This window comes from Blautia intestinihominis (assembly GCF_040096655.1).
In the GTDB taxonomy this organism is placed as follows: Bacteria; Bacillota; Clostridia; order Lachnospirales; family Lachnospiraceae; genus Blautia_A; species Blautia_A intestinihominis.
In genome coordinates this window covers 1-12,093 of record NZ_JBBMEI010000090.1, presented here as the reverse complement: position 1 = coordinate 12,093, position 12,093 = coordinate 1, and the positions used below count along the sequence as shown (strand labels likewise).

Sequence of the window (12,093 nt, the reverse complement as noted above, 5' to 3'; positions counted from 1 at the left end):
ATCTTTCAATTCAAGAAAAAATCGTTCGACAAAATAAGAGCATCCACCTCTTTGTAGATGCTCTTATTACTCATATGCATTCCTTCAACGCCTCAAACAACCGTCTCACTCCCGCAAAGCCATACGGCTGCTCGTCCTGGTTCCACATCAGGCCCGGGCAGTTTTGGTGGTAGTAGAGGGCGTCTTTGCCTATGGTAATGTTTACACCGCTCTGCGCCGGATCGTAGTAGATCATGGTTGGTTCCATGTTGGAAAATACTTTTGTTTCCGGGCTTAAGAGGGCAAGCTGTTTCATATATACGAAGTTCTCTACTGTGATCGTTCCATAGATTTCCGGTACTTTGAATCCGTATTTCAGAAGGGCAAGTGCCAGTTCAAACGGATCTCCGTTCATGCATTCCCCAACGGCAAACGATGCATCCGGACAGACTTTTCGAAAGTCTTCGATTGCCTGTTCTGCTGCTTCTCGATACTTGTCCAGTTCGAAAGAAACTCCCAGCACAGACGCAAGCGCCTGATACTGATTCTGTATTTTATCTGTCTGATATAAACGTCGTAACTCAATAAACGGAATCTTCAGTCTGTCATTAAAATCTTCTGCCGCAAAACGTGATTCCTGATGCAGTACCAGATTGAAATTCGCCTCCGACATGGTCTTATATTCTTCGAAATCTCTGCATCTGGATATCTCGTGGATCGTCTTGATCCCTGCACTGTGAAGCAGATCATACAGCTCACAGTCATCCACAAGCGGCGAGAAAAATCCCAGAAGATTGACGACATTTCCTTTCTTTTTTGTCGGCTCAAGAAGAGAATATAAAGACTGTCGCACATGTACCATCGGTGGTTTCCGTCCCTCTCTGGTCAATGCATACATATAACATGGACGCACCGGAAGTCCGGTCTTCTCCTCCGCTTTACGGCAGACACGCTCCATATCTGTGCCAAGAAGTGCATCTACACAGGTAATGCAGATCATCACAACAGATGGTTTCTTATCCAGGCTGTTACAGATTTCTTCTACTGCTTTTGGTATTTTCTTGAGATGACGTCCTGTCACGATATCTGTCTCATCCATCATCAGATAAAAAAATCGATTGTCATATTCGCGCATGGAGCTGATCAGGGATGTATTTCGTCCGCAGCATCCCGGTGCCACGATCAGCATGATCGAATCTGGAACAGCAAGTCCGGCTCTCTTAACTCCGAATCCTTCTGCTCCCGGAGAGTTAAAGGCAAGTGTCGCCGGAGAGCTGTAGATCAGGTGCATATTTGATCTGAACTGGTCCGGAATATTGTCCCTCCCACGCTCATTTAATTCTTCTACTGTACAATAATAGGCTCTGCTCATTCTTCTTCCTCTGCTTTCAAAAGCATTTCTGCCAGGTCAAAAAAACGTCTGCTGATCTCAGATCCTGCATCTCCTTCGATCACGGTCTTGCCCTGGTCTTCCCATCGGATGATTTCATCGCTTCTTGGTATTTCACCTACGATCGGAATATTGCTTTTTTGTGCAAACGCCTGCACTTTTTCGGTTTCGTTTTCAACGTTTCGATGATTCAGGACAATGCCAAAAACTCTCGCATAACTTCTGTCTTCGAAGTTCCGTACAGCACTGGAAATGTTGTTTGCTGCATACAGTGCCATCTTCTCTCCAGAGGTTACGATCAGAACTTTTTCCGCATATCCCTCACGGATCGGTGCTGCAAAGCCACCACAGACTACATCGCCAAGCACATCATAAAGCACAACATCCGGCTGATAGGTTTCAAATAACCTCAGGTCTTCCAGTAGCTGAAAAGTTGCTATAATTCCTCTTCCTGCACAGCCAAGTCCCGGTGTCGGACCGCCTGTCTCAATACAGAGAACACCGCCAAATCCTTCTTTTGAAATGTCCTCAAGTTTCTCTGGTTCCTCGTCCTCTTCACGCATGTAATTCATCACCGGGCGAAGTGGTTCACCACCAAGCAGATTGATCGTAGAATCTGCTTTCGGGTCACATCCGATCTGAATGACTTTCTTCCCCATGGATGCAAAAGCCGCCGCCAGATTGGAGGTCACGGTTGATTTTCCGATACCGCCCTTTCCATAAATTGCTACTTTCAGCATTCGTAAATCCCCTCCCTGTTTCATAACAGACCCTGTATTCTCTGTAAAAAATCTCCATAAATGCAAAAAGACTCCTCCACCGTCAGGGTAGAGAAGTCCTGTAAATATTACTGTTTATTTCATTCACAGCAATCTGTAGATTTCACATTAACAACTATTCCCGCTCGGATGAAATTCCTTGCCGTCAGAGTCTGTTCTGTTTTTATTTATTTCTTCATATTCTACGTTTTATATGTTTTTATTTTACTTTATACATACCCGGTGAGTCAATGCTAACAAGTATATCTCTCACGCCTTTTTCCTATAATAATCCCGCAAACAGTCTCATAAGCAGCTGGCTCAGGCGAAGATATGCACTGCGGCCAGTACGGTATTTTTCGGTGACTTCACGGCATTCTTTCATTTTCTCCTGCAGGTCATTTCGGATGTCCAGAACCACATCACAGTCTGTCATAAAACATCCGTTTTCGAAATGATGATACAGGCTTCGGTAATCCAGATTGATGGTTCCGCAGGTTGCCATACAGTCATCTGCAACACTCATTTTTGCATGACAGAACCCCGGTGTCCATTCGTAGATCCGCACGCCGTCTTTGACCAGTTCGTGATAAAAAGACCGGGTGACACTGTAGATCAGTTTTTTGTCCGGAATGCCCGGCGTGATGATCCTTACATCTACGCCTCGTTTTGCGGCAAGAGTCATTGCATGTGCCATCTCATCGGTAATGATCAGATATGGTGTCATAAACCAGCAGTATTTTTCTGCCTTGTTCACCATGCTGATGTAAACTTCTTCTCCCACCTTTTCGCCATCCAATGGGCTGTCCGCATATGGCTGAACAAATCCAGTCTGCTGTGCTTTATACGGATATTCCAGCAAAAACCGGGCAAAATCCGTGTCATTCTCATCCTTGTCGTTAACTGCATTCCACATCTCAAGGAAAGTCACTGTCAGAGAACGCACCGCATCGCCCTCCAGACGGATGCCCGTATCCTTCCACTGTCCGTAAGGGTGTGTCAGATTGAAATATTCATTCGCAAGGTTATATCCGCCTGTAAATCCGACTTTGCCGTCGATCACGGTGATCTTTCGGTGATCACGGTTGTTCAGAAACAGATTCAGACCTGGCATAAACGGATTAAATACACGACAGCGGATTCCGACTGCTTCCATCTTTTTGGTAAAGTCTGTATTAATAAAACCAATCGAGCCCATATCGTCATAGAATACCCTGACCTCCACACCTGCCTTTACACGGTCTTCCAGCACCTGCTGAATCCGGTGCCAGGCCTCGGCATCCTCAATTGCATGGTATTCCATAAAGATAAACTGCTCCGCTTTGGCCAGATCCTGAAGCTGTGCTTCCAGTCCCTTTGCCGCCTCATCAAAATAGGTCACATCTGTATTCTGATACACCGGATACGCAGCATTTCTGTGGATATAGGAAGAAATATTTCCGGCTCTTGGAATTTTCTGCAGTAATTTTTCCTGAATCTTTCTGTTCGCCGGGAGCAGCGGCAAAAGCTGTTCGTCGATTTTCTGATAACGCCTCCTCATCTTTTCGGTACCACCGTTCAGACCGACCAGAAGATACAATCCAAGTCCCATGATCGGGAACATGAGGATCAGAAGGATCCATGGCACTTTGATCGTCGAGGTAACCGGTGATGCATACATGTTCAAAATAACGATCACGCCCACAACTCTCGTAAGAAGATTGACTGCCTCTGCATATCTGTTGAGCTTTGTAAACATTAAAATAATAAATATTACTTCCAGCAGGATACATATTACCGAAAAAACAAGCCTGGTGACTCCATTCTTCGTCTTTGCCCTGCCTTCTACCGTAGTAGATTTCATAAAATCTCACTCCTTCTTTCCTGCGTCCGGATTGAACCTGCAGTATGATAGTGAAACACATCATAGCACTTTATGTCGAATCCGTAAATACATCTTTTGCACTGCAGTCCAAAAAAGGAGCGATGCTCCTATCAACATCGCTCCCTGTAATTACTCTTTTACACTCAGACGCACCAGTGCTCTTTGAAGCTTTGCTGATGCCATCTTGTATTCCTGGTCGGTGAGACCGCCCTTGGCGATCATTTCTTCGGCGCGTTTCTTCGCTGCCTGTGCGCGCTCTGCGTCGATGTCTTCTTTCCACTCCCAGGTGGTTGCGAGAAGACGGCAGGTTCCGTTCATGACAGAAAGCATTCCGCCGATGCAGGCTGCAGTCCGTCTGTTTCCATCTGCCATGACTACGCTGGCTTCACCCATTCCAAGAGCGGTACAGAAGTTACAGTGTCTTGCAAGAATCGCGATATCGCCGCCGATGCTTCTGCAGACCACACGCTCCACATCGCCCTCAAAAAGCAGTCCGTCCGGTGTTCCGATCCGTAAAGGGAAGGTACTCATAAGCCACCTCCTTTACTGTTTCTTAGCTTTTTCGAATACTTCATCGATGGTTCCTGCAAACAGGAAGTAGCTCTCCGGGATGTCATCGCATTCGCCGTCAAGGATCATCCTGAAGCCTCTTAAGGTTTCTTTCAGCGGAACATATTTACCAGGCATACCTGTGAACTGTTCTGCTACAGAGAAACTCTGTGACAGATATCTCTGAACTTTACGTGCACGGTTTACCGTACGCTTGTCTTCCTCAGAAAGTTCATCCATACCCATGATGGCGATGATATCCTGAAGTTCTTTGTATCGCTGAAGCACACGCTGTACAGATCTCGCGATCTCATAATGCTCTTTGCCAACGATCTCAGGTGAAAGGATACGGCTTGTGGAATCCAGCGGATCTACTGCCGGGTAAATACCCTGGCTGGAGATCTCACGGGAAAGTACAGTCGTAGCATCCAGATGTGAGAAAGTTGTTGCCGGAGCAGGGTCTGTAAGGTCATCGGCTGGCACATAAACGGCCTGTACAGATGTGATGGAACCCTTACGTGTAGAAGTGATCCTCTCCTGTAAGTTACCCATTTCAGTTGCCAGTGTCGGCTGATATCCTACTGCGGACGGCATACGTCCAAGAAGCGCGGATACCTCAGAACCAGCCTGTGTGAAACGGAAGATATTGTCAATGAAAAGAAGCACGTCCTGGTTTTTCTCATCACGGAAATACTCCGCCATGGTAAGTCCGGAAAGTCCGACACGCATACGTGCTCCCGGCGGCTCATTCATCTGGCCATAAACCAGGGCAGTCTTGTCGATAACTCCACTTTCTTTCATTTCATTGTAAAGGTCATTTCCCTCACGGGTACGTTCCCCAACGCCTGTGAATACAGACAGACCGCCGTGAGCGGTAGCTACGTTGTGGATCAGCTCCATGATAAGGACTGTTTTTCCTACACCGGCACCACCGAACAGACCGATCTTACCACCCTTTGCATACGGGCAGATCAGGTCTACGACCTTGATACCAGTCTCCAGGATCTCTGTAGCCGGCATCTGCTCCTCATAAGAAGGAGCAGGACGATGGATGGACCAGCGTTCCTGTGCTTCCGGAGCCGGCTGGTTATCTACCGGATCTCCAAGAAGATTAAATACTCGTCCCAGGCAGGCATCTCCTACCGGAACTGTGATCGGGCCGCCGGTATCTACTGCCTTTGTGCCCCGGACAAGACCGTCGGTAGAGTTCATGGCGATACATCTCACGACATCGTCACCAATCTGCTGCGCTACCTCGGCTGTCAGCTTTGCGCCGTTTGATTCTATTTCTATGGCATTGAGAAGAGCCGGGAGTTCATCGTGCGCAAAGCGGATATCCAGAACCGGACCGATGACCTGTACTACTTCGCCAATGTGTTTTTCACTCATGTTTTAAGTCTCCTATGCTAAATTAAGCCCCTTTAAAGCCCTTCCGCACCTGCAACAATCTCCGTGATCTCCTGCGTGATGCTGGCCTGTCGTGCTCTGTTGTAATACAGATTCAGCTTATCGATCATCTCTTCTGCATTACTTGTCGCAGCGTCCATAGCCATTCTTCTGGCTGCAAGTTCACTGGCTGTACTCTCACATACACCGCCATAAACCAGCCCCGCCAGATATTCCGGAACAATGGCATCAAACACAACCTCTGCATTCGGCTCATAGAGGATCAGATTTCTTGTATCCACTCTGCCGCCGCTTTCCTCTCTGATATCTGTCATAGGAAGTATGGAAAATACCTCCGGACGCTGAGAAAGCATAGATGCAAAAACGGTATAACATAATTCAATATGACCAAATGTTCCTTTGCGGAATTCTTCACAAAGCAGATTCGCGATCTCAAAACAGTCTGCGACAGAAATACCTGCAATCTCTGCAAACTTATCTGTCAGGCATTCAATGCCTCTCTGTCTGAAATACTCAACTGCTTTTTTTCCAATCGGCAGCACCATATAGTCCCTGCCTTCGGCTGCAGACTCAAGACATTTAAAAAGGTTTGCATTATATCCGCCAGCCAGTCCTCTGTCACCGGCGATCACCACATAACAGGTGCGGGGATTGGAGGACTCTCTGGAATATACAGAAGAAAAATCAATGTTTTCTTTTGCAATGTCTTTCAGTGTCTCATGCAGCTCTGTGAAGTAAGGACGGCAGGTTTCTGCACGTTCCTTTGCCTTACGCAGTTTGGAGGATGCAACAAGCTCCATGGCCTTGGTAATCTGCATCGTACTTTGTACGCTTTTGATACGCAGCTTTACCGCTTTCATATTTCCAGCCATATGATTTATACCCTCCTACTCACATTATTTGTCAGGTTTTGTATTCAGGAAATTCTCTGTATACGCTTCCAGTACATGACGCAGTTTTTCTTCTGTTTCTGGCTCAAGTTTGCCTGTAGAGCTGATAAGCTGCATCACTTCCAGACCAGCTGCATCTGCATCGAGATACGTGTACAGTCCTGCTTCATATTCGCTTACGTCTTCAACGTTAACTTTTTCAAGGATGCCCTTGGTCACCGCATACAGGATTGCTACCTGCTTTTCTACCGGCACCGGAGCATTCTGGCTCTGTTTCAGAACTTCTACAATACGTGCACCCTGTTCCAGACGTGCCTTGGTATCAGCATCCAGATCTGAGCCGAACTGGGCAAAACTCTGAAGTTCACGATACTGAGAATAGATCAGTTTCAGAGTTCCGGCAACCTTCTTCATAGCCTTGATCTGTGCATCTCCACCAACTCGTGATACGGAAATACCAGGGTTTACCGCCGGCATGATACCGGAATGGAAAAGTTCTGTTTCCAGGAATATCTGTCCGTCTGTAATAGAAATTACGTTTGTCGGGATATAAGCAGATACGTCACCTGCCTGTGTCTCGATGATCGGCAGTGCTGTCAGGGAACCGCCGCCATGCTCGTCGTCAAGCTTCGCTGCACGCTCAAGCAGTCTGGAATGCAGATAAAAAACATCTCCAGGATATGCCTCACGTCCAGGCGGACGACGGATCAGAAGGGAAAGTGCACGGTACGCAACCGCATGTTTACTCAGATCATCATAAATAATCAGTACATCTTTTCCCTGGTTCATAAAGTATTCACCCATTGCACAGCCTGAATACGGTGCAATGTACTGCAGCGGGCTGGATTCAGAAGCTGTCGCAGCCACTACGATGGTATAATCCATAGCACCGTTTCTGGTAAGATTCTCCACCAGAGATGCTACTGTAGATCGTTTCTGTCCGATCGCAACATAGATACAGAGTACATCCTTGCCTTTCTGGTTGATGATCGTATCTGTTGCGATAGTTGTCTTTCCTGTCTGACGGTCACCGATGATCAGCTCACGCTGTCCCCGTCCGATCGGGATCATAGAGTCGATCGCCTTGATACCTGTCTGAAGCGGCTGATATACAGACCGTCTCTCACAGATTCCAGGTGCCTTGCTCTCTACCGGGCGAAATTCTTTTGTATCGATCGGTCCTGCACCATCAATTGGCTGACCAAGTGCATTCACTACTCGTCCGATCATAGCCTCACCGACCGGTACAGACACAACTTTGCCTGTACGCTTTACGGTCTGGCCTTCACCGATATTCTCATCGGAGCCAAATATTACAATAGAAACACTGTTTTCTTCCAGGTTCTGTGCCATACCGAAACTTCCATCTTCAAATTCCAGTAATTCGCCTGCCATACAGTTCACAAGTCCGCTGGCACGTGCGATTCCGTCACCAACCATAAGGATTGTACCTGTCTCATTCTGCTGTATCGCATTTTCATAATATTTTATCTGGCTTCGGATGACTTTGGATATTTCCTCAGGTTTTAATTGCATGTGTCCATTCCATCCTTTAACATTTTATAGCTTTTGCTTTCATTTCTATTAAACAACTACTTCATTCAGCTTCTTCGTGATATCCGAAATACGTCCCTGTACCGTTCCGTCAAGCTGTATGCCTTCCATCTCCACGCGGAGTCCGGCTAGAACGGTCGGGTCTGTCTTCTGTGTGAGATGGATCTTCTTGCCGCTTGTCTTCTCCAGTTTGGCGCGCAAGGCTTCCATCTGTTCTTCTTTGAGTTTAACTGCACTGGTAACTACCGCTTCCACAATGCCATGGTCGACATTATACCTGCGGGTAAATTCCTCACAGCATCCCGAAAACTCTCTCAGGATCTTCTTCTCACATAAAAGTTTAAGAAAATTAAGAAGATACGGCTCTACCTGTCCGCCAAAGGCTTCATCGAGAAGTTTCATTCTCTCTTCCTGCGGGATCGCCGGTTCTCCCAGTAATTTCAGATATCCTGGATTCTCCCGAAAAATCTGTCTGATTTCATTCATCTGCTCCATGATCTGTCCATCGAGCTTTTCTTCGGCAGCAAGATCGTACAGACTGCCGCCATAGACTTTGGCAGCCTGTGTCATGATGCCTCACCTACATTCTCAATAAAATCATTAATCAGTTTCGTGTGATCCTCTTCGTTAATTTCGCGCTCGATTACCTTACCGGCGATCTCAACAGCCATGCCTCCGATCTCACCCTTGATCTCGTTGACAGCTTTACGTCTCTCCTGTGCAATGTCTTTCTCTGCCTTTTCTTTCATGGCAGTTACCTGACTGGAAGCTTCCTTGAGCATCTCTTCACTCTGGACAGCCGCTGTTTTCTGAGCGGTCTTGACAATGTCATTTGCCTTGTCCCTGGCTTCCTGCATATTCTTTTCGTATTCGGCTTTCATAGCCTGAGCTTCTTCCTTCGCCTTCACTGCATCCTGGATCTCTGCGTCAGCTTTGGCTTTGCGCTTGTCCAGCATCTCGTTGATCGGCTTGAAAAGAAAACGCTTAATGAGATACACCTGAATAAAAAGGTTGCAAATCGTCGCTACAAAATTCCACGGCACAATTCCTACTAATTCCTGTACCTGCATGTTTGTAACCTCCTGTTGTCACTGCCCGCTTATGCTGGCAGTTATCTCCTGTCCTGCTGTGATGCGTTCTTATCTGACACATCCGTTACTGTTTTCCTGATCAGCCCAGGAAGTTCATAAACATACCAGGTGCTACGAAGATAAGGAGCAGGCCGGTTACGAAACCATAAATACCGGTTGTCTCTGCGATAGCACAACCAAGAAGCATGGTAGATGTAACATCACCCTTACATTCTGGCTGACGTCCGATTGCTTCCAATGCACTTGCAACTGCATTACCTTCACCGATACCAGGGCCAATACCTGCGATCAGCGCACATCCTGCTCCAATTGCACAACCTGCTAATGCGATACCTTTTGCTAATAACTGAAAATCCATAGTAAAAACCTCCTGTAATAAAATTATTATCCCTTTTCGTAACTGTTCAGTCCCTTCACAGTTACGAGTCAAAATGCATTCCACATCACCTTCGGTGATAGCATTTTGCCTTGTATGTCTCGGGATTTTGGCAAAAACATGCCAAAACGCCTCGCGGGATATACCTACTGAATAGTTACCCCTTTCTTCTAATGAACGCTCCCACACGTTCGTTTCTTATTCCTCTGCTGCATTTGCAATGTACATAACTGTCAGCATACAGAAAATAAATGCCTGCATAATTCCTGAGAACCAGTCGAAATATACAGATAAAATAGCTGGTATACCTACATCAAGAATAGGTATCTGTGACAATGCATCACCTACAAGTCCCGGGATCAGTCCCAGGAGTGCGGAACTTGCCACTGCCAGTGCCCCATAGATCAGACCATTGATAACGACACCAGAAAGAATATTTCCGAAATGACGGCACGCCATACTTACCGGTGTTGCCAGCTCGGAAAGAATATTAAACGGTGTCATGACCGGAATCGGCTGTGTAAATCCCTTTAAATACCCACCGAATCCACTGGTCTTGATCTTCTGCGCAGTGATCATGATAAATACCACGACCGCCCACGCTGCCTCCGTAGACAGATCTGATGTCGGGCTTCGAAGTCCGATAAGGCTTATCAGGTTCGATACCACACTCGTTGCAAAAAGTGCTGCAACAAACGGGATCATGTATCTGAATTTCTCGCCCATGTTGCCGACAACAAATTTGTTTGCCTGCTCTACCAGAAGCTCTGCTACTGCCTGTCGTTTGGAAATGTTTTCTTCCTTGAGATCATGTGTAAGCCAGATGCATAAACCTGTGATCAGGATCATTACAATCCAGCTCACCACCATTGTCTCACTGATCTTTAACTGTCCCAGAACCGGCAGGTCAATGGGTAAAGTCAAAAGTATCTTCGCCCCATTAATATCCAGTTCCATTCCTTCACTCACCTCCCATCTTTCTCAGATTTTCCCCTCCTAGTTTTGTTTATGAAATATCCCCACGATCTTGATTCCCGTTCCCGGAAACAGAAGTGGAGCAATTCCCGCTACAAAATGGAAGCACGGTGCAACGATCGCTGCGATCACCCACAGCATCATCATCAGAAAACGCTGTGAATAACTTGCTTTAAGTTTCATTCTCGCAGTTCCCTCATCTGTCGCTGAAGCTGCCTTCTGAACAGCCAGTCCCATCAGAAAGAAATTCAGGACTGCGATCAGTCCTCCTCCGATGCCTCCCAGAAATACGGTATAATCCAACGGCACTTTGTCCGGCATTGCAAAGTGAAGTCCTGCAAAAAGGATCCACATCAGAACCAGACCGACTGCCGTGATCATGACTACTCTCCTTGTTTCTTTTTTTACTGCCGGCTGCACCTTATCGAATATACTGCTCATAATTTCTTTATTCCTTTCATTTATTCTGTCCGTCATATCGCTGTTTATGAATGTCTGTTGAAATATATTTTATTTTTTTTGTGTTTTTTCTTCTCCTGCTTGTTTACAGAAAGATAAAACTTATATGCCACAGTCGCCGATCCGCCCATCCCAAAGAAAAATCCAGGAATATAGACCCAGCCTCCGACACCGGTCCTGGAAGTAATAAACCAGCAGAGTGCCAGGCACAGCAGAAGCGGTGTGATAAATGACAGTCCCAGCTGGGACAGCATTGTGACATTACGCAGGATTTCTGACCACTGCTTCAATATCATTCTCCCTTTTTACTAATTATTTGTTAATTTTTCTTTTACGCATAGTCAGATTTTACCACATTAATGCAAAAACCTCAATCCATTTGTACAAATTATTCAAATAATTTTGTTATCCTAACAAAGTTTTTGTTAGGATTATATCATTCCCGTCTTTTTGCTGTCATGTAACAAAAAAGAGGTTCTGTCCCAAAATGAGACAAAACCTCCTCGGTGTAACGCAGGGTTGTTAAATTTACATCATTCTCAAACTATTCCTTCCGCTTTTTCTGCAGTTTCGCCGCTTGAGTACCATACATATTTACATCATTCTCAAACCTCAAAGTGGATCTCACATGACTAAAGTCACGTGCTCCTCAGTCGCTTTAAGCGACAAGGCTAAATATCGGCGGATACGCCTGTAACTTAGGACATACGCAGTCATTCGCTTTTTCCATGCCAGATATGGCAGGTTCCCACACCACTGGTAGTCCGCTGTATATCTGCCTGTGTTTATGCAGTTTTTAAG

Annotated in this window: 13 protein-coding genes; all 13 read right to left on the bottom strand. The window is 46.2% G+C overall.

What is annotated here, in order from left to right:
• Positions 1-70 precede the first annotated feature (70 nt).
• The 13 genes from WMO75_RS17125 to WMO75_RS17065 all read right to left on the bottom strand — a co-directional run bounded on the left by WMO75_RS17125 (position 71) and on the right by WMO75_RS17065 (position 11,588).
• Positions 71-1,351 carry a nitrogenase component 1 gene (locus WMO75_RS17125; RefSeq protein ID WP_118699477.1) on the bottom strand — a complete coding sequence of 427 codons (1,281 nt, stop codon included), beginning with the start codon at positions 1,349-1,351 and terminating at the stop codon, positions 71-73.
• On the bottom strand, positions 1,348-2,109 hold the full coding sequence (locus WMO75_RS17120; protein WP_022213584.1) for a nucleotide-binding protein: 762 nt from the start codon (positions 2,107-2,109) through the stop codon (positions 1,348-1,350). Before WMO75_RS17120 ends, WMO75_RS17125 begins: the two co-directional genes overlap by 4 nt.
• Before the next feature lie 301 nt (positions 2,110-2,410).
• A complete protein-coding gene (gene cls, locus WMO75_RS17115) occupies positions 2,411-3,970 on the bottom strand; it encodes a cardiolipin synthase (RefSeq protein WP_291581765.1) in 1,560 nt (519 codons plus the stop codon).
• A gap of 150 nt (positions 3,971-4,120) precedes the next feature.
• On the bottom strand, positions 4,121-4,522 hold the full coding sequence (gene atpC / locus WMO75_RS17110) for an ATP synthase F1 subunit epsilon (protein WP_173906171.1): 402 nt from the start codon (positions 4,520-4,522) through the stop codon (positions 4,121-4,123).
• Positions 4,523-4,534: 12 nt separating this feature from the next.
• Complete coding sequence (gene atpD, locus WMO75_RS17105; RefSeq protein ID WP_118253666.1) at positions 4,535-5,929, bottom strand: F0F1 ATP synthase subunit beta; 1,395 nt, start codon at positions 5,927-5,929, stop codon at positions 4,535-4,537.
• 32 nt (positions 5,930-5,961) lie between these two features.
• Positions 5,962-6,819 carry an ATP synthase F1 subunit gamma gene (gene atpG / locus WMO75_RS17100; protein ID WP_022213588.1) on the bottom strand — a complete coding sequence of 286 codons (858 nt, stop codon included), beginning with the start codon at positions 6,817-6,819 and terminating at the stop codon, positions 5,962-5,964.
• A gap of 24 nt (positions 6,820-6,843) precedes the next feature.
• Positions 6,844-8,373, bottom strand: coding sequence for a F0F1 ATP synthase subunit alpha (gene atpA, locus WMO75_RS17095; RefSeq protein ID WP_022213589.1), 1,530 nt, complete (start codon positions 8,371-8,373; stop codon positions 6,844-6,846).
• A gap of 48 nt (positions 8,374-8,421) precedes the next feature.
• A complete protein-coding gene (gene atpH, locus WMO75_RS17090) occupies positions 8,422-8,961 on the bottom strand; it encodes an ATP synthase F1 subunit delta (protein ID WP_118699480.1) in 540 nt (179 codons plus the stop codon).
• A complete protein-coding gene (gene atpF, locus WMO75_RS17085; RefSeq protein ID WP_118699481.1) occupies positions 8,958-9,461 on the bottom strand; it encodes a F0F1 ATP synthase subunit B in 504 nt (167 codons plus the stop codon). Before atpF ends, atpH begins: the two co-directional genes overlap by 4 nt.
• Before the next feature lie 100 nt (positions 9,462-9,561).
• A complete protein-coding gene (gene atpE / locus WMO75_RS17080; RefSeq protein WP_005428180.1) occupies positions 9,562-9,840 on the bottom strand; it encodes an ATP synthase F0 subunit C in 279 nt (92 codons plus the stop codon).
• 216 nt (positions 9,841-10,056) lie between these two features.
• Positions 10,057-10,815: a F0F1 ATP synthase subunit A gene (locus tag WMO75_RS17075; RefSeq protein WP_118699482.1), complete on the bottom strand. Its 759-nt coding sequence runs from the start codon at positions 10,813-10,815 to the stop codon at positions 10,057-10,059.
• A 39-nt stretch (positions 10,816-10,854) separates the two neighbouring features.
• Entirely contained in the window at positions 10,855-11,274 is a 420-nt protein-coding gene (locus WMO75_RS17070; RefSeq protein ID WP_118699483.1) for a hypothetical protein, read from the bottom strand.
• Between the two features lie 44 nt (positions 11,275-11,318).
• On the bottom strand, positions 11,319-11,588 hold the full coding sequence (locus WMO75_RS17065; RefSeq protein ID WP_118253653.1) for an AtpZ/AtpI family protein: 270 nt from the start codon (positions 11,586-11,588) through the stop codon (positions 11,319-11,321).
• Positions 11,589-12,093: the final 505 nt, after the last annotated feature.